This window comes from Roseateles hydrophilus (assembly GCF_026712245.1).
Taxonomy (GTDB): domain Bacteria; phylum Pseudomonadota; class Gammaproteobacteria; order Burkholderiales; family Burkholderiaceae_C; genus Pelomonas; species Pelomonas hydrophilus.
In genome coordinates, this window is record NZ_JAPPUY010000001.1 from 829166 (window position 1) to 851785 (window position 22620).

The window sequence follows — 22620 nt, forward strand, 5'->3', positions numbered from 1 at the left end:
TCACACGCCCTCCAGGGCTTGGGGCGCCGCCTGCGGGGCGGGCGCCGGGGAAGTCTTCTTGGGGAACCAGGTCTGCACGGCGACGAAGAACACCGGCACGAAGAAGATGCCCAGCACCGTCGCGCTCAACATGCCGCCCAGCACGCCGGTGCCGATGGCGTTCTGGCTGCCCGAGCCGGCGCCGGTGGCAATCGCCAGTGGCAACACACCCAGCGCGAAGGCCAGCGACGTCATCAGGATGGGGCGCAGCCGCAGGCGCACGGCCTCCAGCGTGGCGGTGACGGCGTCGCGGCCGGCCTCCATCTGCTCCTTGGCGAACTCGACGATGAGGATGGCGTTCTTGGCCGACAGGCCGATGGTCGTCAGCAGGCCGACCTGGAAGTACACGTCGTTGGACAAGCCACGCAGCGTTGCTGCCAGCAGCGCGCCGATGACGCCCAGCGGCACCACCAGCATCACCGAGAACGGGATGCTCCAGCTCTCGTACAGCGCGGCCAGGCACAGGAACACCACCAGCAGCGAGATCGCGTACAGCATGGGTGCCTGGTCGCCGGTCAGGCGTTCCTGGTAGGACAGGCCCGTCCAGCTCACGGCGATGCCCGGGGGCAGCTGGGCGACGATGGCTTCCACCGACTTCATCGCCGCACCCGAGCTCTGGCCCGGCGCCGGCTGACCCAGCACTTCCAGTGCGGGCAGGCCGTTGTAGCGCTCCAGGCGGGGCGAGCCCAGCTCCCAGCTCGCGGTGCCGAAAGCCGAGAACGGCACCATCTGGCCCTGCGCGTTGCGCACGCGCCAGCTGTTCAGGTCGTCAGGCTGCATGCGGTAGGCCGCGTCGGCCTGCAGGTAGACCTTCTTCACGCGGCCGCGGTCGATGAAGTCGTTCACGTAGCTGCCGCCCCAGGCGGTGGACAGCAGGCTGTTGATGTCGGCGACCGACAGGCCCAGGGCGCCGGCCTTGGCCGTGTCCACGTCCAGGCGCAGCTGCGGCGCATCGGCCAGGCCGTTGGGGCGCACGGCCACCAGCGTCGGGTCCTTGGCGGCCAGGCCCAGGAACTGGTTGCGCGCGGCGACGAGCGCGTCGCGGCCCACGCCGCCCTGGTCCTGCAGGTAGATGTCGAAGCCGCTGGCATTGCCCAGCTCCAGCACGGCCGGTGGTGCGAACGCGAAGACGGAGGCGTCGCGGAACTGCATGAAGGCGCCCATCGCGCGGCCGGCGATGGCCTGTACCTGCTGGGCGGCGCTCTTGCGCTCGCCCCAGTCCTTGAGCTTCACGAAGCCAATGGCCATGTTCTCGCCACGGCCGGCGAAGCTGAAGCCGGTGACGGCGAACACGGACTCGACGTTGTCCTTCTCGTTCTGCAGGAAGTGGTTCTCCACGCGTTGAACGACGTCCATCGTGCGCGCCTGTGTGGCGCCGGCCGGGAGCTGGATCTGCGAGAACAGGATGCCCTGGTCTTCTTCGGGCAGGAAGGACGTGGGCAGCCGCATGAACAGCCAGGCCATGCCCAGCACCAGCGCGCCGTAGACCACCAGGTGGCGGCCCCAGCGGCGCAGCATGCGCGCGACGACGCCCTGGTAGCCGGTGGTGGCACTGTCAAAGCGCCGGTTGAAAGCACCGAAGAAGCCGCGCGTGGCCGGACCGTGGCCCGGCTTGAGCAGCGTGGCGCACAGCGCCGGCGTCAGCACCAGGGCGACGAACACCGACAGCACCATGGCCGACACGATGGTGATGGAGAACTGGCGGTAGATGACGCCGGTGGACCCGCCGAAGAAGGCCATCGGGACGAACACGGCCGACAGCACGAGGGCGATGCCCACCAGCGCGCCGGTGATCTGGCCCATGGACTTGCGCGTGGCCTCGACCGGGGACAGGCCTTCCTCCGTCATCACGCGCTCGACGTTCTCGACGACGACGATGGCGTCGTCCACCAGCAGGCCGATGGCCAGCACCAGGCCGAACATCGTCAGCGTGTTGATGGAAAAGCCCGCCGCGGCCATGACGCCGAAGGTGCCCAGCAGCACGACCGGCACCGCGATCGTCGGGATCAGCGTGGCGCGGAAGTTCTGCAGGAACAGATACATCACCAGGAACACGAGGATCACCGCCTCGATCAGCGTCTTCACCACCTCGTGGATGGAGACTTCGACGAAGGGCGTGCTGTCGTAGGGGATGACGGCCTTCACGCCGGCGGGCATGAAGCCCTCCATGCGCTTGAGTTCCGCCTCGACGGCCTTGGCCGTGGACAGCGCGTTGGCGCCGGTGGCCAGCTTCACGGCCACGCCTGCGGCGGGCTTGCCGTTGTAGCGCGACACGGTGGCGTAGCTCTCCGCGCCCAGCTCCACGCGGGCGACGTCACGCAGATGCACGGTGGCGCCATCGGCGGCCGTCTTCAGCACGATGTTGCGAAACTGCTCGGGCGTCTGCAGGCGGCTCTGCGCCGTGACGGTGGCGTTGAGCTGCTGGCCCACGTTGGCGGGCGCGGCGCCCAGTTGGCCGGCGGAGACCTGCGCGTTCTGCGCCTGGATGGCGGCGGACACGTCGGCCGGCGTCAGGCCGTGCTGGTTGAGCTGGTTGGGGTTCAGCCAGATGCGCATCGCGTACTGCGCGCCGAACAGCTGCACTTCGCCCACGCCTTCCACGCGGCTCAACGGGTCCAGCACGTTGGTGGACACGTAGTCCGACAGGTCGGTGCCGGAGAGCTTGCCATCCTCCGACACGAAGCCCACCACCATCAGGAAGTTGATCGTGGACTTCACCACCTGCACGCCCTGGCGTTGCACTTCCTGCGGCAGCAGCGGTGTGGCGGCGGCCAGCTTGTTCTGCACCTGCACCTGGGCGGTGTCGGGGTTGGTGCCGGCGGCGAAGGTCAGTGTGATGCTGGCGTTGCCCTGCGAGTCCGACGTGGAGGACATGTAGGTCAGGCCATCAATGCCCTTGAGCTTTTGCTCGATGACCTGGGTGACGGTGTCTTCCAGCGTCTTGGCCGAGGCGCCGGGGTAGGTGGCATTGATGGAGACCTGCGGCGGCGCAATGCTCGGGTATTGCGAGACCGGCAGCGTGCGGATGGACAGCGCGCCGGCCAGCATCACGACGATGGCCAGCACCCACGCGAAGATGGGGCGGTCGATGAAGAAACGTGACATGGGAGAGCCTTTCGATCAGCGGGCTTGCGCGGCGGCGACCGGGACGGTGGCGGCAGGCGCGGCGGCGGCGGGGGCCTGCACCGGCTGCACCGGTGCGCCCGGGCGCAGGCGCTGCAGGCCGTCGACGATGAGGTGCTCGCCCGCGGCCAGGCCCGAGGTCACCAGCCACTGGCCGTTCACCACGGCGCCGGTCTGCAGCACGCGGGCCTCGGCCTTGCCGTCCTTGTCGACCACCATGGCCGTGGCGTTGCCCTTGGCATCACGCTGCACGGCGGCCTGCGGCACCAGGATGCCCTCGGCCTGCACGCCACTCTGCACCTGGGCGCGCACATACATGCCGGGCAGCAGCTGGCGCTTGGGGTTGGGGAACTGGGCGCGCAGCGTCACGCTGCCGCTGGCCGGGTCCACCTGCAGCTCGCTGAACTGCAGCGTGCCGGGCAGCGGGTAGGTGCTGCCGTCTTCCAGCAGCAGCGTCACGCGGGCCTGGCCGGCAGCGTCGCGCTGCAGCGTGCCGTCGGCCAGCTGGCGCTGCAGGCGCAGCAGCTCGGCGCTGGTCTGCTGCACGTCGACATAGATGGTGTCCAGCTGCTGCAGCGTGGCCATGGCGGTGGTCTGGTTGGCGGTCACCAGCGCGCCGGGCGTCACGGCCGAGCGGCCGATGCGGCCGGCGATGGGCGCGGTCACGCGGGTGCGGTCCAGGTCGATCTGTGCGGTGCGCACCGCGGCGGTGGCGGCCGCCACGTCGGCCTGTGCCTGCTTCAGCGCGGCCTGCGCGTCGTCGCGCAGTTGCTTGGAGACGGCGTCGATGCCGGCCAGCTCGTCATAGCGGGCGGCCTTCAGGCGCGCGGTCGTCGCGGCGGCCTCGGCCTTGGCCAGCGTGGCGCGGGCGCTGTCCAGCGCGGCCTCGTAGCTGGCGGGGTCGATCTGGTAGAGCAGCTGGCCGGCCTTGACGTCGCTGCCCTCGGTGAAGGCGCGGGTCTTGACGATGCCGGTCACCTGCGGCCGCACCTCGGCAGTCTGCGTGGCCACGGTGCGGCCGGCCAGCTCGGTGGCCAGCGTGACGCGCTGCGGCTGCAGCGTGAGCACGCTCACCGGGGCCGCCTGCGCGGCGCCGCCCTGTGGCTGGGTTTTGGAATCGGCCTTGCCGCAGGCGGTCAGCGACAGCGCGGCCAGCACGGCGACCGCCAGCGTCAGCGCGGTGAACACCGGCATGCCGAGTGAGAGACGGGAAGGGGACTTGGACATCGTGAACCTCGGTGGCGGAGCCGCTGCCTGCGGCGCTTTGAAGACTGAATGATCGTTCATTCTATTTTTCTGCTGCGCTGCAGCAAGCGAAATCTGAATGACCATTCAGTCCCGTGGGGGCTTTGCCGGCGCTGTCGTGGCATCCCGCACGGGCTGTGCACACGCCGGCCGCCGGGCCGCGTGGCGGTGATCAGCCGCAGCGCTCGCAGGGTTTTGATGCGAATAATTCGCAAATGCGATTTGTTCGCATTTATGATGAAAGGCACTGCTGTCGCTCGGGCAGCGCCACCGTCATCCCTTGCCCTTCACCCCACACGCCATGTCCCCCTCCCGGCTCCGTCCGCTTGCCGCCTGCCTGGCCCCGCTGCTGCTCAGTGCCGCCGCCCAGGCCCATTCGCCCTACCTCAAGCCCAACGACTTCAACCCCTCGGCGCAGCGCAAGCATGTGACCGTGGAGGCCTCGTTCGCCGAGGGCGACTTGCGCCCCGACGTGGCGATGAAGTCAGACGCCTTCCACCTCGTCGGCCCCGATGGCAAGCAGCAGCCGCTGACGCCCGCCGCCGTGCTGAAGGACGCCAGCTACCTGGAAGTCCCGCTGGCCGCCGGCAACGGCACCTACCTGGTGTCCAGCGGCCTGCGCAAGGGGCGCCTCGCCAAGGGCGTGCTGCGCCAGGGCCAGGTGCATTTCGCCGAGCGCCAGGACGACGTGCAGCCCGGTGACCAGCCCATCGAGGTGCAAAGCCTCACGCGCGCCGACGTCTACGTGACGCGCGGCACGCCCACGGCCGCCGAGTTCGACACCGCCGGCGTGCAGATCCAGCCCGTCAGCAAGCCCTATGCGCTGTACGCCGGCGAGACCGTCACCGTGCGCGTGCGCGACGGCCGCCAGCCTCTGGCCGGCCAGGTGCTGACCGTCATTGCTGACGGCCAAAACTATGCCAACCACAAGCAGCCCGAGCAGGACTACACCAGCAACGCCGCCGGCGAGGTCAGCTTCAAGCCCAAGACCGCCGGCCTGTACCTGCTGCAGGTGCGCGTGCGCCGCGCCTCGCCCGACAACCCCGCGCTGTGGCTCAGCCACACCGCCACGCTCACCGTCGAAGTCCAGCCCCAGCCGTGAAACCCGCCATCGCCATGAAGCACACCCTCGCCGCCGCCCTGTTCGCCATCGCCGCATTGCCCGCCGCCGCCGCCTCGCATTCCTCCACCACCTTCATCACCGAGCAGGACATCAACGGCGACGGCCGCGTGCTGCTGGAGGAGTTCAAGCTGGGCCGCCAGGTCGAGTTCACGCGCATGGACTTCAACGCCGACGGCCAGCTCAGCGAGGCCGAGTACCTGGGCGAGTTCGAGGGCCGCCTGATGCAGCGCGTCGGCAAGATGGCCGACCCCGAGAAGCGCAAGGAAGAGCTGCAGCGCCAGATGCGCCAGGCCAAGGTGCGCTTCGGTGTGCTGGACGCCGACAGGAACGGCAGCATCAGCCTGGAGGAGTTCCAGGCCACCGGCCTGCGCATGTTCAAGCTGCACGACCGCAACCAGGACAACGGCGTCGACGAGGTCGACATCAAGCTCGCCGAAGAAGAGCGCAAGGCCGGCAAGACCGGCTTCGTGTCGCCCTGACCAGCCTCGCCACCCCGGCTGCCCCGCACGACGGGGCGTGCCCCGACGTTTCCAGATCTCCAGCCAGCCATCGCGAACCCTGCGAAGCCAGCCAACCGGCCATTCCCACCAGGTTTCGCATGAACAAGAAGACCCATTCGCGCGTTGTCGTTCGCGCTCCCCGCGCCTTGGCGCTCTCTCAAGCCGCACGCCAGGCGCTGATCGCGCTGGCCGTGACCGGCGCCACCGCACAGGCACAGACCTCCTCGCCCAAGAAGCCCGCCGACGACGCCGACGCGCTGCCCGTCGTGCGCGTCAAGGCCGCCGCCGAGCGCCCCGAGGCCGGCAGCCGCAGCGTCGTGACGGCGGCCGATGTCGAGCGCAGCGGCGGCACCGGCATCGCCGACGTCGTGCGCGAGCAGCCGCTGGTGGAGGCGCCCGGCACCACGCTGGGCTCCACCCGCGGCGCCAGCCGCTACGACCGTGGCGGCACGACCAACTACAACATCCGCGGCGTCGAGGGCAACCGCGTGGGCCTGGACGTGGACGGCATCGAGATGCCCGACGCCGTCAGCCGCGCGCCGCTGACCGCGCGGTCCGAGGACGGCACCTTCGGCATGGGCCGCGACTTCATCGACCCCGACCAGTACGCCGCCGTGGACATCCAGTCCGGCACCACCAACGCCCAGCGCTCGGCCGGCGGCATCGGCGGCGCGGTGAGCTTTCGCAGCAAGTCGCCGCAGGACTACGTCAGCGTCACCAAGCCGTTCTACGCTGGCGCCAAGCTGGGCTACAACGAGGCCAACCGCACCTGGACCCAAGGCGCCACGCTGGCCGCCCAGACCGGCGACCTGGGCCTGCTGCTCAGCTACACCCGCCGCGACGGCCAGCAGACCGAGAACCACAGCGCCACCGTCGCCGCCTACCCGGAGGACTGGCATTCCGACGCGTTGCTGCTCAAGGGCGTGCTGCGCGTGAACCCGGCGCACCAGCTCGAACTCGCAGCCGACCTCTACCGCAAGCAGAGCGACGCCGCCTTCGACAGCTGGAACACGGCGGCCACGGCCATCACCGGCCGCTCGGTGCAGGACGCCAGCACGCGCCGCGACACCGTCTCGCTGGCCCACCGCTGGACACCCGGCGCCGGCGGCCTGCTGGACCGGCTGGATACCCGCGTCTTCGCGCAGAACACCGACATGGACGACGCCACCCGCACCGTCACGCTCGCCACCAACGCGCAGACGCTGGAAACCTCGCGCAACAGCACCACGCAGGTCGGCGTCTCCACCGTGGGCGAGAAGCGCCTCGGTCGCCATGGCCTCAAGTTCGGGCTCAACCACTCGCGCACCGAGAACGAACACCCGTTCACGACCACCGACACCGGCCTGGGCGCCGTGGGCCAGCCCTTCCCGGACACGCTGACGCTGCGCACCGGCGCCTTCATCGAGGACAGCATCGACTTCACGCTGGCCGGCAAGCGCCTGGCCGTCGTGCCGGGCCTGCGCGTGGACCGCATCGACCCCAGCATCCGCAACACCGCGCGCTTCGGCAGCACGCGCATCACACAGGCGGAACTGGAGGCGATGTACGGCAACGCGCCCGCCACCACCATCGCCAGCCCCAGCCTGGCGCTGCTGTACGAACTGCAGCCCGGCCTGAGCGCCTATGCGCAATGGAAGCGCGGCGGCCGCGCGCCCACCAACAGCGAGATCTTTGGCTACTGGAACAGCGGCGGCGGCAGCTACGCGCTGCTGGGCGACCGCAACCTCAAGGCCGAAACCAGCAACGCCTTCGACATCGGCCTCAAGGGCTCGCCCACGCCGGGCGTCACGCTGGCCGGCTCGATGTTCTACACACAGTACGAGGACTTCATCTCCTACACCCGCTACACGCGCGCCAACAACCCGGAGAAGTTCGTCAACATCCAGCCCAGCCTGTCCATCCTCTACCAGGCCGCCAATCGCGACGAGGCCACCATCTACGGCGCCGAGCTCAAGCTGCGCCTGGAGCACGGCACCTGGACGCCCGCGCTGCGCGGCCTCTACAGCAGCTGGGCGCTGGGCTACAGCCAGGGCACGTCCAAGTCCAACTACGCGGGCGACAAGGACGTGGACCTCGACACCGTGCAGCCCGCCAAGGCCGTGCTGGGCCTGGGCTATGAGGCCGAGCGCAAGGTGTGGGGCGGCCAGCTCACCGGCACCTTCGTGCGCGCCAAGCAGGCCGTGGCCACCACGCGCCAGTCCTTCAGCAACAACCCCGGCGCCCAGCTGGCCGACTCGACCACGCAGCTCTACCGCGTGCCCGGCTTCGCCCGCTTCGACCTGGCCGGCTACTGGCGCCTGACCCCGCAGCTGCGCCTGAATGCCGCTGTGCTCAACGTCGGCGACAAGCGTTACTGGAGCTACGCCAGCACCCGCAGCCTGCAGCCCGCCAACGCGCGCGACCAGCAGCAGATCGAGCTGGCGACGGCGCCGGGGCGCACGTTCGCGCTGAGCGTCAGCGCGGAGTACTGAGCCTCATTCGGCTTCTGAGGCGCTGCGCCCGGGCGGGCGCCTCAGAATGCCGCATGAAACTCGCCATCACCGTTCACTTCGACGGCTCGCAGGCCCGCGCGGCGGCCGTCGCCTTCGACGCCTGGGACGCGCCCGAAGCCACCCGCAGCTTTGTCACCCACGTCGCCCAGGTCGAGAAGCCCGCGCGCGGCGAGCCCGATCTGCGCGAGCTGCATTGCGTGATGCAGCTACTGCGCGAGCATGCGCTGGCGCCCGAGCTCATCCTCCTCGACGGCTTCGTTCACCTCGACGCTGACGAAACGCCGGGCCCGGGCCAGCACCTGTTCCTCGCGCTGGGCTGCCGCGTGCCGGTCATCGGCGTGGCCAAGGCCAGCCGGCCGGGGCTCACGGCGCAGTTCGAGGTGATGCGGGAGGAAGAAGCCAAGCCGCTGACGGTCACCAGCGCGGGCCTGGACATCGGCGCCGCCAAGGTGCGCGTGCGCGGCATGCATGGCCGCAAGCGCGTGCCGACGTTGATGAAGCTGGTGGCGCGGCTGGCGAAGGGTGGCGAGTGAGCCGCCGCGCCAGGCCATGCGGCGCGAGCAGCGGGGCGCCCTCGCTCGCCGTGGCCGCAACGCCTGCTGCCCAGGCCAGCACCGGCACGGCGCCGGCCCCGAGGGTGGCGCTGGCGCTGAAGATGGGCAGTGCCAGCATGGCTGCTGTCAGCGACATCAGCGTGGCAGGCTGCGCGATTGCCGGTAGCCCACGGCCAGCAGCACGCGGAGGATGGTGACGGGCCAGACGGGCGAGCCGACCCTTGGGCGCAGCTAGCATCTGGCAGCCTGGGTTTGCCGGGCCTCCGATCCGCTTTGCATGGAAGACAACAAGGTGCCCGCTTTCATCGTTCGCCTGATGCGCAAGCGCGCCTTCTGGACGGCCCCGCTGCTCATCGCGTTGGGCTGGGCCCTCTGGTCCTGGTGGCGGCCGCCGGCCGCCTCGGTGCTGGAGCTGTCGGCTGGGCCCCTGCGCCAGAGCCTGCAGTTCAGTGCCCGGGTGGAGTCACCCCGGCGCGTGGAGCTGGGCAGCACCCTCACCGGGCGGGTGCAGAGCGTGAGCCTGCGTGAGGGTGAGCGTGTGAAGCAGGGCCAGGTCTTGCTGGCGCTGGACGACAGTGAATGGCGGGCCGCGGCCGAGCAGGCGCGGGCCCAGGCCCAGCAGGCGCGGGAGCGCCTGCGTGGGCAGCGTGAACAGGGCCTGGTGGCCGCCGAGGCGCAGCGCGCCCAGGCCGCAGCCCAGCAGGCGGCGGCGCGGCGCGACTATCAACGCAACGAGGAACTGGTGGCCGCCGGCTTTCTGAGCCCGGCGCGTCTAGATGATTCACGCCGCGCCCTGGACACGGCCGATGCCGCCCTGCGCGCAGCCGACGCGGCGCTGCAAGGCCAGGCCGGCGGCGGTGCCGAGGCCGCCGCGGCCCTGGCCCAGTGGCGCGCGGCGGAAGCCGCGGCCCAGGCGGCCGAGGCCAAGCTGGCCCAGGCCCGCCTGCTGGCCGTGGGTGACGGGGTCTTGCTGGCCCGCCATGCCGAGCCCGGCCAGATCGTGCAGCCGGGCAAGGCCTTGCTGGTGCAGAGTGTGGAGGGGCCGCTGGAACTGGTGGCGTCGGTGGATGAACGCTATCTCTCGCAGCTGCAGCCGGGCCAGCGCGCGCGCGTGCTGGCCGATGCCTATCCGCAGCAGCCCTTTGACGCCCGGCTGGAGCGCCTGGCCCCGTTGGTGGACGCCCAGCGCGGCGCGGTGCAGGTCTGGCTGCGGCCGCAGGGGCAGGTGCCCGCCTTTTTGCGTGAGGACATGACGCTGTCGGTGGAACTGCTCACGGCCGAGCGCGAGCGGGCGCTGGCCGTGCCGCTGTCCGCGCTGCGCCAGGACGGGGGAAGCCAAGGCCGTGTTGCGGTGCTGGAGGCGGGGCAGGTGGTTGAGCGGACGCTCCGTTTGGGCCTGCGCAGCCTGGACCGGGTGGAGGTGCAGCAAGGCTTGCAGGCCGGCGAGTTGCTGCTGTTGGACCCACGGCTGGACCTGGGCGCGCGGGTGCGCGGTGTGGCTGCCCCGGCCGCTGCAGAGTCGGCGCGTGCGGCGGGGGGCGGCAATCCCATGGCCCAGGCCGTGGGCGGCGGGGCTCGCTGAATGCCCGGATCGTCCTCAAGATCGGCCCATGTGGGCCTGGGCTTCGAGCGCCAGGTGGCGTGGCGCTTTTTGCTGGAGGGGCGCTTCCAGACCCTGCTCATCGTGGTGGGCGTGGCCGCCGGTGTGGCCGTGGTGGCCTACATCTCCGCGCTGGTCGGGGGCCTGCAGCGCAACACCCTGGAGAAGACCCTGGGTGCCCAGGCCCACGTGGTAATCACGCCGCCCGATGAGAAAGTGTTGCCGGCCTGGCCGGCGGCCTCGGGTACGCAGTCGCTCAGCGACACCCAGGCCCGCGCTCAGCGCCTGCGCAGCCTGGGCAACTGGCTGTCCTACGAAGGCTGGCTGGGCGAGCGGCCCGGCATCACGGCGGTGTCGCCCCTGGTCTCTGGCCCGGCGCTGGCCCAGCGCGGCGAGGCCAGCCGTTCGGCGGCTCTGATGGGGGTGGAGCTGGCGCGCTACGACACCATCGTGGGCCTGCGTCAGCGCCTGGTGGCAGGCGAATTCCGCCTGCTGCCGGGCGAGGCCTTGGTGGGCCAGCTGTTGGCGGCCGATCTGGGGCTGCGTGTGGGCGACCGCATGGTGCTCAACACCGGCAGCCGCAGCGATACGGTGCGCCTGGTGGGCCTGCTGGACTACGGTGTGCGCGATCTGAACCGGCGCATGGTGGTGCTGCCCCTGCGCTCGGCGCAGAGCCTGCTGGACCTGCCCGGCGGCGTGACCCAGATCGACCTGCGCGTGGCCGATGTCTGGAGCGCGAGCGAGCTGGCGGCCGGTCTGGCGCGCCAGCTGCCCTACAAGGTGGAGAGCTGGCAGGAGACCAATGCCCAGCTGGTCTCGGCCCTGAATGCGCAGAGCATCAGCACCACCCTGATACGCGCGGTGGTGATGGTGGTGGTGGTGCTGGGCATTGCCAGCGTGCTGGTGGTGTCGGTGGTGCAGAAGCGCCGTGAGATCGGCATCCTGCGCGCCATGGGTGTGACCCAGGGGCAGATCATGCGCGTCTTCCTGCTGCAAGGCGCCCTGGTGGGCGGCGTGGGGGCGGTGCTGGGCAATCTGCTGGCGGTTGCGCTGATCTGGGCCTTCACCAGCTTTGTGCGCGGCGCGGACGGCCTGCCGCTGTTCTCCATCAGCCTGCCGGCCAGCACGGCGGTGCAGGTCAGCCTGATGGCCCTGGCGGCCGGCGTGCTGGCGGCCTGGGCCCCGGCGCGGCGCGCCGCACGCATGGACCCAGCCCAGGCGATACGGCTATGAGCGAACGGCCCCTCATTCAGCTCCAGGGCCTGGGCAAGGTCTACGACCCGGGCCAGCCCTCCGAGGTGGCGGTGCTCAAGCAACTGGACCTCAGCCTGGCTCATGGCGAGTTTGCCGCCCTGATCGGGCCCTCGGGCTCGGGCAAGAGCACTCTGCTGAACGTGCTGGGTCTGCTGGAGCGCCCCAGCAGCGGCCAGTACCTGCTGGACGGCCGCGCCGTGCAGGACCTCGACGACAAGGCCCTGACCCAGGCCCGGCAGGCCACGCTGGGCTTCGTGTTCCAGTTCCACCATCTGCTGCCGGCCTTCACCGCGCTGGAGAACGTCTGCCTGCCGGGTCTGGCGCGGGACGGTCATGTGAGCCCCGCCCTGCGGGAGCGGGGGCGGGCCCTGCTGGCGGCCGTGGGCCTGGCCAGCGCGATGGACCGGCCCTCCAAGCAGCTCTCGGGCGGCATGCAGCAGCGCGTGGCCATTGCCCGCGCCCTGGTGCTGGAGCCCGCCCTGGTGCTGGCTGACGAGCCCACGGGCAATCTGGACACTGCCTCCTCCGACGAGGTGTTTGCCCTGCTGCGCCGCATGCACGCCGAGGTGGGGACGGCCTTTCTGGTCGTGACCCACGACCCCCGCCTGGCCGCGCGCTGCGACCGGGTGATCGAACTGGTGGACGGCTTGATTGCCAGCGACCGCCTCACGCCGGCTCTGCCGGGCTCGCGCGGCTGACCTCCCTCCATCAGCCGTTGCGCTTGCGCAGCGACTGCACCGAGGCCGCCACGCAGTCCAGCGCTGGGGTGCTGGTGATTGCGGGCGGCCGGGGCAACGTCGTCTCGGCATCGGGCATGCCGCCCAGCGCTTCAAACACCGCGCAGCTGGTCAGGGCGGGGGCCAGCGGAAGGAGCAGGGCGGCGATGTGCAGGCGCGTGGGGTGGAGATGCTGGGCTGGCGTGTGGGCCAGGAAACGTCGATCTGATCAGCCGGCGCAAGCCGGCTCTGGCGTTGGATGGAGGGGTTTAGATTAAAGACCTGACCCCGATCCACGCAGCATCTGGAAAGTGGCCCATGCTTTTTCCACCATTTTGCGAATCTCAATATCTACTGTCAAAGGATTGATATCCAAATCCTTTAGGGTGGCTTCATATAGCCCCTTGCCTCCATCTTCAGGCGCTCGTAATGCCTCGGCGAAATCGTCGCTGGCTGCGTCAACGTTTCCAAGCAAGTACTGAACATACGCGCGATTGCCGAGGATCAATCCGTTTGGCCGTGCACATCGGTGCGCCGCATCGTTCAGATTTTCCAACGCGATCTGCAATTGCAATTTCGCCTCTGGGTCCTCCTGCTGCATTAGACTTTTTGCTTGAATCAAGTGGTGAAAGCCGCGGCCGTTCAAAGCCAACGCGACCTGCTGGCGTATAGTTGGTTCGGCCGCCTCAGCGAATCGGCGCACTACCTCGTCAAAAGTGGCTATGTGGTTCCCACCCTGGTTGCCGCGGTCTTGAGCAATGCCCTTGTTGACCAATGCCCTTGCGACTTGTATTTGTATGCCAAGATCAGTGTCCTCACCAAAGCGGCGCAGCGTTTCGTCATAGGTTGCTATAGCAGCTTCGTATTGGTTTAGTTGCTCTTGAGCAATTCCCTTGTTGACCAACGATTTTGCAACCGCATCGCGCAAGTGAGGTTCTACAGCCTCGCCAAAGCGGTGTAATACCTCATCAAAGGTAATCATGGCCGCTTGTAGCTGATTTTGTCGACACTGAGCGACGCCTTTGTTGACTAGGGCCATGGCTACTTTCTTGAGTAGCCGAGGTTCGGTTGCTTCGACGCAGCGCTTTAGCAATTCGTCGTTGGTAACTATGGCGGCTTCGTTGTCGTTCAGTTTGGATTGGAGACTGCCTTTGTTAAGCAAAGCCCTTGCGACGTGCTCCCGCAGCGCAAGCTCAGGGGCTTCACCGAAGCGGCGGATGACTTCGTCATAGGTGGCGATAGCCGCTTCGCGTTGGTTCAGGTCTCCCTGGGTAATGGCGCGATTTATCAACACCTGCGCAACGTTCGCAGCACCTGCATTTGTGACACGTGCAGCCCTAAGCCAGAAGTAACCAGCGTCTTCCAACGCCCCGTTGGTGTAAGCGGCGTGCGCGCGAGTATTCCAGTCATCGAAGGAGTAGCTATCTTCGGTAGAGGCTCGCAACTCGCGGTCGCGCTGAGCAAGAACCTTTGTTGACTCTTCCAGACCTGAGGGGGCTTGTGTGCTTGTCTTGCCGATTGACTCTTGGGCTGTAATTAATGCTTTCGCGATGTCGGCGGCGTGTTCTTGAACGCCCTGGGCGTGCTGATCCATTTCAGCGTGAAGCAGAGCAGCTTTATTTTCCATCGCTTCAATCTTTTCTTTCAGCACCATTGCTTGCTTGTCAAACCACTCTTGCGCACTAGCCTTGGCAGCGTCGGATGCTGCTTCTTTGGCTTCGGATTTGGCATTGCGGTATCCGAGGAAGCCGCCCAAAACTAACAAAACTGTGATGCCGACGCCAAGTATGGTGATCAGAATTCCCAAGCGATCAACGCTCTGCCCTAATTGGGTCAATTGGTCATCTACGCGTTTGTCGACGGCGGTGATTTGCTGTCGGACGGCCTCAATATCTTTGACTTGAAGCTCTTTCTGTGATTCTAATTTGCTTTGCTGCAATTCCTTGAGCGCATCCAGCTGGTCCTTTAATGCAGCTGTGGATGTCTGAACGGCTTGTGCTGCCGCTGTGCCCCATAGCAAGACGAAAATGGTCAGCAGCCTCTTCATGAAATTGCTCCCTGGTTTTCTTTCATCAGATTGTCGTTTCAATTCTTGTTGTTGATTCTGGCAACTTGATAGATGGCCGTAACGGCCGCATTTTCCCGTGTTCTGCAAAGCAGCAGCGCAGGTCTTCTGAGATGTGCTGTAGATTAACCCGCAATGCCAGTACCAGTTTCCAACCCAAACTGCATCGCCGCCAACTTCGCATACAGCCCGCCGCGCGCCACCAACTCATCGTGCCGGCCGATGTCGACGATGCGGCCGGCTTCCAGCACGACGATGCGGTCGGCCTTCTGGATGGTGGCCAGCCGGTGCGCGATGACCAGCGTCGTGCGGTGCTGCATCGCCGCTTCCAGCGCGGCTTGGACGACGCGTTCGCTTTCGGCGTCTAGCGCGCTGGTCGCTTCGTCCAGCAGCAGCAGCGGCGGGTTCTTCAACATCGCGCGGGCGATGCTGATGCGCTGGCGCTGGCCGCCCGAGAGGCGCACGCCGCGCTCGCCCAAGAAACTGGCGTAGCCCTCCGGCAGCGCGCGGATGAAGTCGTCGGCGAAGGCGGCCTTGGCGGCGGCCATCACTTCCTCGTCGGTGGCGTCGGGCCGGCCGTAGCGGATGTTCTCCATCGCGGTGGTGGAGAAGATGACGCTGTCCTGCGGCACCAGGCCGATGGCGGCGCGCAGGTCGGCCAGGCGCAGCGTCTGCGTGGGCTGGCCGTTCAGGCGGATGACGCCGGCCTGCGGGTCGTAAAAGCGCAGCAGCAGCTGGAACAGCGTCGTCTTGCCGGCGCCGCTGGGGCCCACCAGCGCCACGGTTTCGCCGGGCTGGATGCTGAGCTGTATGCCGTCCAGCGCTGCGGTCTGCGGGCGGGACGGGTAGTGGAAGCGCACATCGCTGAACTCCACGCGCGAGCCGCCGGCCGGGGCGGGCAGCGGCTGCGGTGAGGCCGGCTCGGCCACGGGAGACTTGGCCTCCATCAGCTCCACCAGCCGCTCGGTGGCGCCGGCGGCGCGCAGCACATCGCCCCAGACCTCGGCCAGCACGGCCACGCTGCTGACGAGCAGCGTCACGTACACCACCGTCTGCCCCAGGTGGCCGGCGGTGATGCTGCCGGCGATGACGGCCTGCGTGCCCTGGTACAGCCCCCACAGCATGGCGCCGAACACCGTGGTGATGATGAAGGCGACGAGGAAGCTGCGCACCGTGGTGCGCTTGCGGGCGGTGTCGAACGCGGCCTCGCTGGCGTCGGCGAAGCGTTTGGCCTCCGCACCTTCCTGTGTGTAGCTCTGCACCACGGTGACGGCGTTCAGCACCTCGGCGGCGATGGCCGAGGTGTCGGCCACGCGGTCCTGGCTGGCGCGCGACAGCTTGCGCACGCGGCGCCCGAAGTACAGCGCCGGCGCCACGATGAGCACCAGGATGCCCAGCACCTGGCCCATCACGTAGGGGTTGGTGACGATGAGCATCACCAGCGCGCCTATGCCCATCACCGTGTTGCGCAGACCCATGGACAGGCTGGAGCCCACCACCGTTTGCACCACCGTCGTGTCCGTCGTGATGCGGGACAGCACCTCGCCGGTCTGCGTGGTCTCGAAGAATTCGGGGCTCTGGCGCAGCACGTGGGTGTAGACGGCGTTGCGCAGGTCGGCGGTGACGCGCTCGCCCAGCCAGGTCACCATGTAGAAGCGCGAGGCCGAGAAGATGCCTAAAGCCGCGCCCACCGCGAACATCGCCAGGAAGTGCTCGCGCAGCGCCATCAGCCGCTCGCCGGCATTGGCGGCGCCGAAGCCGGCGTCGATGAGGCCGCGCAGCGCGATGGGGAAGGCCAGCGTCGCCAGCGCGGCGAGCACCAGGGCCAGCAGCGCCAGCGCGATGCGGCCGCGGTAGGGCTTGAGGAAGGGGGCGAGTCCGGACAGCGAACGGGCCTGGCGCGCGGCCGGGCGTTGGGAGGTTTCGGGCATCGGGGCAGTGTAGGGACGGCTCGCGTCCCCGCCAGCTTACTCAGAGATTGGCGCCCAGCAGCCGGCGCAGCACCACGTCCTTCAGGCTGTGGGCCTCGTCCAGCCCCAGCCGCTGCAGGTAGGCGGCGGGCACGGCGCGCTGCGGGCCCAGGCTGGCCAGCGCCAGTTGCAGCAGCTCCAGCGGGTGATGGCTGGCGTGCTTGAGCTTTTTGAGCGCGCGCACGATGCGGAGTTCGTCCTCGTCCAGGTCGGTGCCGAACGGGAAGTCGGGCAGCGCGCCGGCCTCGCGGGCCGGGCGCAGCAGTTCTTTCAGCGATTCGGGCGTGTTGTGGCGCGCCGCCTCGGGCAGCTGCCAGTCGGGCGCGAGCTTGCCGTGGGCCTGGGCTTCGTGCATGAGGCCTTGCTGGAAGCGCGAGTCGGCGATGCACAGCAGCCGCTGCACGCATTCGGCGTCGGTCGCGCCGCGCAGGTCGGCCACGCCGTACTCGGTGACGACGAGGTCGCGCAGGTGGCGCGGAATGGTGCAGTTGGCGTGGCTCCAGACGATGTTGGACTGCAGGCCGGCCGCGTTGTCGTGCGTGGCACGCAGCGCCAGCACCGAGCGTGCGCCGGCCAGCGCCTGCGCCTGCGCGACGAAGTTGTACTGCCCGCCCACGCCGGAAACGACGCGGCCGTCGCCCAGCGCGTCGGACGACGCGGCGCCCAGCAGTGTCATCTTCATCGTGGTGTTGATGAAGCGCGCGTCGCGCCGCTGCGCACGCTTGAGTGCCTCGGGCGCGCCGGGGCTGTCGTACAGCTCGTTGACGAAGGCGATGCGGGTCATCGCGATGTCGGCCCGCTCGGCGTCGCTCATGTCCCGCAGCCGCTGGTAGAAGGCGCGCGGGCCGAGGAAGAAGCCGCCGTGCATCGCCACCGTGCCGCGCCAGGCGGCGCCCAGCATGCCGGCGGGCAGCAGGTTCACGTCGTTGGCGCAGCTGAGCTCGCCGCAGCGCAGGCGGTCGCCGTCCAGCTGCAGCGCGGGGTGCAGCAGGCCCAGCTGTTGCCAGTGCGCCAGCGTGGCGGGCGTGAGCTGCGTCGCCAGGGCGCCGTCGTCGGCCAGCGCCTGCACGGCGGCCGGGCTGGGCGCGGCGGGCAGGCGGCCGGCGTTGGCCAGGCGCTGCAGCGCGAGGTCGGGGTAGACGCGGCGGCGGATGAGGCCGGCGTCCAGCAGCTGCAGCAGGCTGTTGGAAAACATCTCGGAGCAGCCGTACAGGCCTTGCTCGAAGCGGCCCGTGTGCCGGCCGGACAGCGGCGCGGCGCGGTCCAGACTCTCGATGAGCGCGCAGAACTCGCCGTTGCAGCGTTCGCGCAGCAGCAGCGCCTGCGCGATGGCGTCGCCCAGCGAGCCGATGCCGATCTGCAGCGTGCCGCCGTCGGGCAGCAGGCTGGCGGCGTGCAGGCCGATGGCGTAGTCGGCCTTGGACACGGCCGGGTTGGGCGGCGCGAACAGCGCGTGGTGGCCCTGGGGCACGTCCACGATCAGGTCGAAGAAGTCCTCGCCCACCTCGGCCGGGCCGGGCATGAAGGGCAGCTGTTCGTTCAGCACCGCCACCACCAGCAGTGGCTGGCCCAGCGCGCGGCAGTGGTCGACGAAGTCGGCCGTGAGGTCGGGGTTGCTGGACAGCGAGTAGCGCCGCCGGCCATCGGCGTCGCGGCGCACCGCCACGGCCTGGGCCAGCACGTTGGCGCCCTGGGCCCGCATGTCGCGCACGGCCAGGCTGTAGTTGCTGCAGATGAAGCCCTGCTGCGCGGCGTCGTTGCCGAGGTAGTCGGCCGTCTTCAGGAAGAACTCGCGCACGGCGATGTGCGCCGGCAGCGCCTGCGCGCGGGCGGCCTTCACGTAGGCAAGGTCGGGGTAGTCGCCGAACACGCGGGCCACCAGCGGCGCGAGGAAGTGGCGCTCCAGGTCGCTGGCGCCCGCGGGCTTTTCCAGCGACAGCGCGGTCAGGATGGTCAGCGGCCGCGACGGGTCGGCGGCCATGCGCTCGTACAGCGCGTTGACCAGCGCATTGGGCTTGCCGATGCCCAGCGGCAGCGCCAGGTGGACGGGGCCGTCCACACGGGCCAGCAGGGTGGTGACGGCGGTGTCGAGATCGGTGAGCAGGGCGGGCATGGCCGCAGTCTCGGCCATCGCGCGGGGCCAGGGCTTGACTTGGCGCAGGCGCGCGGCGCGTGGCTCAGAGGTTGAGAGTTTTTCGGCCGTGCCAGAAAGGCGCGTCAAAGCGCCCTCGAACGAGGCGCAAAGCGCAGCCATAACTCGGGCTATGGCGAGCATTTGCAACGACGGGCGAGGGCGTTTTGGCGTGCAAGGCGGGCATGGGTGAAAGACTGTCAACCTCTCAGACCATGGGCGGCTTGCCGACGTAGCCGGTCAGCTCCAGGTAGCCCCAGCCGATCTCCTGGCCGGCGGCGTCCAGCAGGCGCGCGGCGCCTTCCCAGTAGACGAGGCCGCTGCTGCGCCGGGCGTCCACCTCCTGCGCGTCGAAGGCGGCCTCCAGCCGCATCTCGCCGGCCGGGCTCTGCAGCCGCCAGGCCACCGGCCAGCGGCCGCTGGTGACCGGGCTGGTCCAGTGGCGCAGCGGCGTCATCACCACCTCGTCGGGGCGGAAGCTGCGGTCGGCCTGGCCCGGCGTGCGCACGCTGCCGCCGGCCCAGTCGCGCTGGCCGTCCTCGCGGCGCAACTGGAAGAGCGTGAGCGCGCGGCCGTCGTGCAGGTTGATGCCCAGCCAGTCCCAGCCGGCGGTGTCGCCGAGGTAGTTGTCGCTCCACTCGTGGTCCAGCCACGCGCGGCCGGTCAGGCGCTGCGGGCGGCCGTCGAGCACGAGGTCGGCCGTCGTCGCGAGCTGCGGGCGGGAGTAGTAGTGGCTGAACTGGTCTTCGTCCGAGCCTTTGCGTGAGATGCCGGCCTCGCCCTGCAGCAGCGGCGGCGCGGTGGTGGCGAGCTGCAGCGCCAGCGTGAAGCCGGGGCCGTTGAACGCGGCGCGGTAGCCCTCGGGCGTACGCGTGAGCGTCCAGTCGCGCAGCTTCAGCGCGCAGTCACCCACGCGGGCCTCGGCCACGCCGGGCAGCGCGCGCAGCAGCCGCTGGGTGTGGCGTTGCTGGCGGGCGGCGAGGTCCGACAGCGCCACATGCCCCAGCAGCAGCTGCTTGGCGGCCAGCGGGCTGGGGTGGTCGCTCGGTGCCGGGCCGGGCACGCGGAAGAAGGTGAGCTGGTAGCCGTAGCGCGGCGGCTGGCCGGGCGTGCCCAGCAGGCCGGTGACGTACCACCACTCGATGCCCAGCGCCGGGTGGGCGCCGAAGTCGGCGGGGAAGCGCATCGCCGCACGCGCATTCAGCGGCAGGGCGGCGAGCAGCAGGGCGCGGCGCTTCATGCGTCCTCCCGCACGGCGCGCACCGCATGGTCACCCAGCGCGCGCCGGCCGGCCAGCAGCGACGCGCACACGGCCGCCGCGAACGCAAGGCCCACGAGCACGGCGAGGCGCGTGACGGGCAGGTGCATCTCCATGCTCCAGTGAAAACTCTGCGGGTTGACGACGAACACCAGCACCGCGCTCAGGCCCAAGCCCAGCCCCAGGCCGGCCAGCGCGCCCGCGCCGCCGGTGAGGCTGGCTTCCAGCAGCAGCAGCTTCATCAGCGCGCGGCGCGACAGGCCCAGGTGGCGCAGCAGCCCGAACTCGCGCTTGCGCGCCAGCGCCTGTGCCGACTGGCTGGCGATGACGCCGAACAGCCCCACCGCCAACGCCACGGCCTGCAGCCACACGGTGATGGCGAAGCTGCGGTCAAAGATCTGCAGCGACAGCGTGCGCAACTCGCCGGCGGCGGCGGTGTCGATGTCCTCGGCCTGCGCGGCGGCGGCGCGCACGGCCTGGCGGGCGGCGTCCAGCGGCTGGCCGGGCCGCAGCCACAGCGCGAGTTCGGTGATGCGCTCATCGCCGCTGGCGGCGCGGTAATCCGCCAGCGCCATCCACAGCGCGGCGCTCTGGCGCGAGTAGTCGCGCCACACGCCCATCACCTGCACGCTGACGCGGCCGCCGCCGTCCACCAGCTCCACGGTCAGCACCCGGCCGGGCTGCAGGCCGTTCTGGTCGCGCCCGGCCTCGTTGACCCACACCGCCAGTGCGCCCGGCGCCCGCTCGCCTTGCCAGCGCTGCAGCAGCGGCAGGCCGCCTTCGTCCATGGGCCGGGCGGTCAGCGACACGGGTTCGGCGCCCGGCGCCAGCCGCACGCGGGTGCTGCGTTGCGGCGCGCTGCGGGCGATGGCGGGCAGCTGGTCCACGGCCTGCAGGTAGGCCGGCGCCAGCGGGGCGGGCAGGCCGTCGGGCCCGCGCAGCGAGGAGCGCACGTAGAGGTCGGCCGGCAGCGCGTGGTCCAGCCACTGCATCAGGGACGCGCGGAAGCTGCCGATCATCACGGTCATCGCGACGGCCAGCGCCAGCGCCACCAGCACGCCGGCCAGCGAGCGGCGGGCTTCGGTGGCCTGATCGCGGCTGCGCTCGCGGGCCAGCAACAGCAGCGCGCCCGACGGCAGGCGTGCCAGCAGCGCCGCCAGCCCGCGCACCAGCGCCGGCACCAGCGCCATGCCGCCGATCAACAGCACGAACATCGACAGATAGGCTGCCACCGGCGTGCCGTCCAGTGGCGGCAGGGTGGCCAGCGCCGCGCCCAGCGCCAGCAGCGCCAGGCCCACCCAGGCGGGCAGCGTGCGCCCGGCCGGCAGCCCCAGGCCCTTGAGCACCAGGGCCGGTGCGATGCGGCGCACGGTGAGTGCCGGCGCCAGCGCGGCGGCCAGCGCCGCCACCAGGCCCAGCGCCCCGTAGGCAAGCCCTGGCCCCAGCAGTGGCTGGTTGAACAGCAGCCCGACCGACGAGCCGCCCTCGCCATGCAGGCCCAGGTCGCTGCCCAGCAGCTTCAGCGCGCCGGCCGCCAGGCCCACGCCCAGCGCCAGCCCCAGCGCCGTGCCGACGATGCCGATGGCCGCGCCTTCGATGAGGATGAGCCGCCAGCGCATGCGTGCCGACACGCCCAACACGCCCACCAGCGCCCATTGCGGCAGCCGCTGCGCGGTGGCCAGAGACAGCACGGCGTAGACGAGGAAGCTGCCGGTGAACAGCGCCATCAGCGCCAGCAGGCCGAGGTTGACGCGGTAGGCGCGCGTCATGTCCGACAGGCGCTCGCCTTCATCGGCCGGCGGCTCGGCGCGCCAGTGGGCGGGCTGGCGCGCGGCCCAGGCGCGGGCGTCCACGCCGTCGGCGAGCTGGACGTCGATGCGGTCCAGCGCGCCCAGGCGGCCCAGCAGCTGCTGGGCGTCGGCGATGTCCAGCAGCGCCAGCGGGGCGTTGCCGGCGGCGATGCGGCCGCCAACCGCGAACTCGACATCGCGCGGCGTGGGGTCGCCGGGCACGGCGATGCGCAGCGTCAGCGTGGTCTGGCCCTCGGCGAGGTGGCGGCGCGCGGCGGCGTTGAGGTGCAGCGTGCGCGCGCCCAGCAGCGCGCCGGGGCCGCCGCCATCGACCTGGGGCAGCAGGTCGGGCGCCAGCGGCCGGGCGCCGCCGGCCGAGGCCAGCAGGGCCAGCACGTCAGCGCCGGTGATGCGGATCAGCAGCGGCCGCTCATCGGCGCCGGTCTTGCCGCGCCAGACGGCCTGGCCCTGCAGCACGGGGTTGGCGGCGGCCACCTCGGGCTGCTGGAGCAGGGCGGTGAAGTCGGCATCGGTCAGCGGGCCGCTGCGGGCGCGCAGCACGAGGTCGGGCTGGCCATTGACGCTGCGCGCGGCCCGCGCGAACTCGGTAAGCGCGGCGCCGTTGAGCAGGTGCACGCCGAAAGCGAGGGCGACGCCCAGCATCACGGCGATGACGGCCAGCACCACACGGCCGGGCTGGTCGCGCCAGGCGGGCCAGGTGAGGTGGCGCCAGAGGGACGTCATGGCTTCGCGCGATCTG

At 70.0% G+C, this 22620-nt stretch carries 15 protein-coding genes; 7 read left to right on the forward strand and 8 right to left on the reverse strand.

All coding sequences use genetic code 11. The features are described 5' to 3' along the window. Together NYO99_RS03700 and NYO99_RS03705 are read right to left on the reverse strand one after the other, a co-directional pair. A complete protein-coding gene (locus NYO99_RS03700) occupies positions 1 to 3144 on the reverse strand; it encodes an efflux RND transporter permease subunit (RefSeq protein ID WP_268165746.1) in 3144 nt (1047 codons plus the stop codon). 15 nt (positions 3145 to 3159) lie between these two features. Next, positions 3160 to 4389, reverse strand: coding sequence for an efflux RND transporter periplasmic adaptor subunit (locus tag NYO99_RS03705; protein ID WP_422395467.1), 1230 nt, complete (start codon positions 4387 to 4389; stop codon positions 3160 to 3162). A gap of 319 nt (positions 4390 to 4708) precedes the next feature. Here NYO99_RS03705 and NYO99_RS03710 point away from each other — a divergent pair, with 319 nt between their 5' ends. From NYO99_RS03710 to NYO99_RS03740, 7 genes are all read left to right on the forward strand, one after another. Then, positions 4709 to 5509 carry a DUF4198 domain-containing protein gene (locus NYO99_RS03710; protein ID WP_268165747.1) on the forward strand — a complete coding sequence of 267 codons (801 nt, stop codon included), beginning with the start codon at positions 4709 to 4711 and terminating at the stop codon, positions 5507 to 5509. A 14-nt stretch (positions 5510 to 5523) separates the two neighbouring features. After that, complete coding sequence (locus tag NYO99_RS03715; RefSeq protein ID WP_268165748.1) at positions 5524 to 6009, forward strand: EF-hand domain-containing protein; 486 nt, start codon at positions 5524 to 5526, stop codon at positions 6007 to 6009. Positions 6010 to 6128: 119 nt separating this feature from the next. Beyond that, complete coding sequence (locus tag NYO99_RS03720; protein ID WP_268165749.1) at positions 6129 to 8501, forward strand: TonB-dependent receptor domain-containing protein; 2373 nt, start codon at positions 6129 to 6131, stop codon at positions 8499 to 8501. 53 nt (positions 8502 to 8554) lie between these two features. Further along, positions 8555 to 9055: an endonuclease V gene (locus NYO99_RS03725; RefSeq protein ID WP_268165750.1), complete on the forward strand. Its 501-nt coding sequence runs from the start codon at positions 8555 to 8557 to the stop codon at positions 9053 to 9055. A 298-nt stretch (positions 9056 to 9353) separates the two neighbouring features. Beyond that, positions 9354 to 10658, forward strand: a complete 1305-nt coding sequence (locus NYO99_RS03730) for an efflux RND transporter periplasmic adaptor subunit (RefSeq protein WP_268165751.1) — start codon at positions 9354 to 9356, stop codon at positions 10656 to 10658. After that, positions 10659 to 11909, forward strand: coding sequence for an ABC transporter permease (locus NYO99_RS03735; RefSeq protein ID WP_268165752.1), 1251 nt, complete (start codon positions 10659 to 10661; stop codon positions 11907 to 11909). Beyond that, positions 11906 to 12628: an ABC transporter ATP-binding protein gene (locus NYO99_RS03740; RefSeq protein WP_268165753.1), complete on the forward strand. Its 723-nt coding sequence runs from the start codon at positions 11906 to 11908 to the stop codon at positions 12626 to 12628. Before NYO99_RS03735 ends, NYO99_RS03740 begins: the two co-directional genes overlap by 4 nt. A 10-nt stretch (positions 12629 to 12638) precedes the next feature. On the opposite strand, the gene NYO99_RS03745 is transcribed toward NYO99_RS03740, so the two are convergent. From NYO99_RS03745 to NYO99_RS03770, 6 genes are all read right to left on the reverse strand, one after another. After that, a complete protein-coding gene (locus tag NYO99_RS03745) occupies positions 12639 to 12767 on the reverse strand; it encodes a hypothetical protein (protein WP_268165754.1) in 129 nt (42 codons plus the stop codon). A 153-nt stretch (positions 12768 to 12920) separates the two neighbouring features. After that, the gene (locus NYO99_RS03750) at positions 12921 to 14801 is read right to left on the reverse strand and encodes a tetratricopeptide repeat protein (protein WP_268165755.1); all 1881 of its coding nucleotides are present in this window, start codon (positions 14799 to 14801) and stop codon (positions 12921 to 12923) included. A gap of 35 nt (positions 14802 to 14836) precedes the next feature. Further along, complete coding sequence (locus tag NYO99_RS03755; RefSeq protein WP_268165756.1) at positions 14837 to 16642, reverse strand: ABC transporter transmembrane domain-containing protein; 1806 nt, start codon at positions 16640 to 16642, stop codon at positions 14837 to 14839. Between the two features lie 40 nt (positions 16643 to 16682). Further along, positions 16683 to 18794 (reverse strand): acetyl-CoA hydrolase/transferase C-terminal domain-containing protein, encoded by a 2112-nt coding sequence (locus NYO99_RS03760; protein WP_268165757.1) that lies wholly within the window; start codon positions 18792 to 18794, stop codon positions 16683 to 16685. Positions 18795 to 19020: 226 nt separating this feature from the next. After that, positions 19021 to 20052 carry a lipocalin-like domain-containing protein gene (locus NYO99_RS03765; protein WP_268165758.1) on the reverse strand — a complete coding sequence of 344 codons (1032 nt, stop codon included), beginning with the start codon at positions 20050 to 20052 and terminating at the stop codon, positions 19021 to 19023. Beyond that, a complete protein-coding gene (locus NYO99_RS03770; RefSeq protein WP_268165759.1) occupies positions 20049 to 22604 on the reverse strand; it encodes an ABC transporter permease in 2556 nt (851 codons plus the stop codon). The genes NYO99_RS03765 and NYO99_RS03770 overlap by 4 nt, the downstream gene beginning before the upstream one ends. Between the last annotated feature and the right edge of the window lie 16 nt (positions 22605 to 22620).

What these genes read in the sequence shown, in the direction of transcription:
- NYO99_RS03715 (WP_268165748.1), top strand. Translation starts at nt 5,524, where the DNA reads ATGAAGCACACCCTCGCCGCCGCCCTGTTCGCCATCGCCGCATTGCCC.
- NYO99_RS03720 (WP_268165749.1), top strand. Translation starts at nt 6,129, where the DNA reads ATGAACAAGAAGACCCATTCGCGCGTTGTCGTTCGCGCTCCCCGCGCC.
- NYO99_RS03760 (WP_268165757.1), bottom strand. Translation starts at nt 18,794, where the DNA reads ATGCCCGCCCTGCTCACCGATCTCGACACCGCCGTCACCACCCTGCTG.
- NYO99_RS03755 (WP_268165756.1), bottom strand. Translation starts at nt 16,642, where the DNA reads ATGCCCGAAACCTCCCAACGCCCGGCCGCGCGCCAGGCCCGTTCGCTG.
- NYO99_RS03740 (WP_268165753.1), top strand. Translation starts at nt 11,906, where the DNA reads ATGAGCGAACGGCCCCTCATTCAGCTCCAGGGCCTGGGCAAGGTCTAC.
- NYO99_RS03765 (WP_268165758.1), bottom strand. Translation starts at nt 20,052, where the DNA reads ATGAAGCGCCGCGCCCTGCTGCTCGCCGCCCTGCCGCTGAATGCGCGT.
- NYO99_RS03725 (WP_268165750.1), top strand. Translation starts at nt 8,555, where the DNA reads ATGAAACTCGCCATCACCGTTCACTTCGACGGCTCGCAGGCCCGCGCG.
- NYO99_RS03710 (WP_268165747.1), top strand. Translation starts at nt 4,709, where the DNA reads ATGTCCCCCTCCCGGCTCCGTCCGCTTGCCGCCTGCCTGGCCCCGCTG.
- NYO99_RS03735 (WP_268165752.1), top strand. Translation starts at nt 10,659, where the DNA reads ATGCCCGGATCGTCCTCAAGATCGGCCCATGTGGGCCTGGGCTTCGAG.
- NYO99_RS03705 (WP_422395467.1), bottom strand. Translation starts at nt 4,389, where the DNA reads ATGTCCAAGTCCCCTTCCCGTCTCTCACTCGGCATGCCGGTGTTCACC.
- NYO99_RS03730 (WP_268165751.1), top strand. Translation starts at nt 9,354, where the DNA reads ATGGAAGACAACAAGGTGCCCGCTTTCATCGTTCGCCTGATGCGCAAG.
- NYO99_RS03700 (WP_268165746.1), bottom strand. Translation starts at nt 3,144, where the DNA reads ATGTCACGTTTCTTCATCGACCGCCCCATCTTCGCGTGGGTGCTGGCC.
- NYO99_RS03770 (WP_268165759.1), bottom strand. Translation starts at nt 22,604, where the DNA reads ATGACGTCCCTCTGGCGCCACCTCACCTGGCCCGCCTGGCGCGACCAG.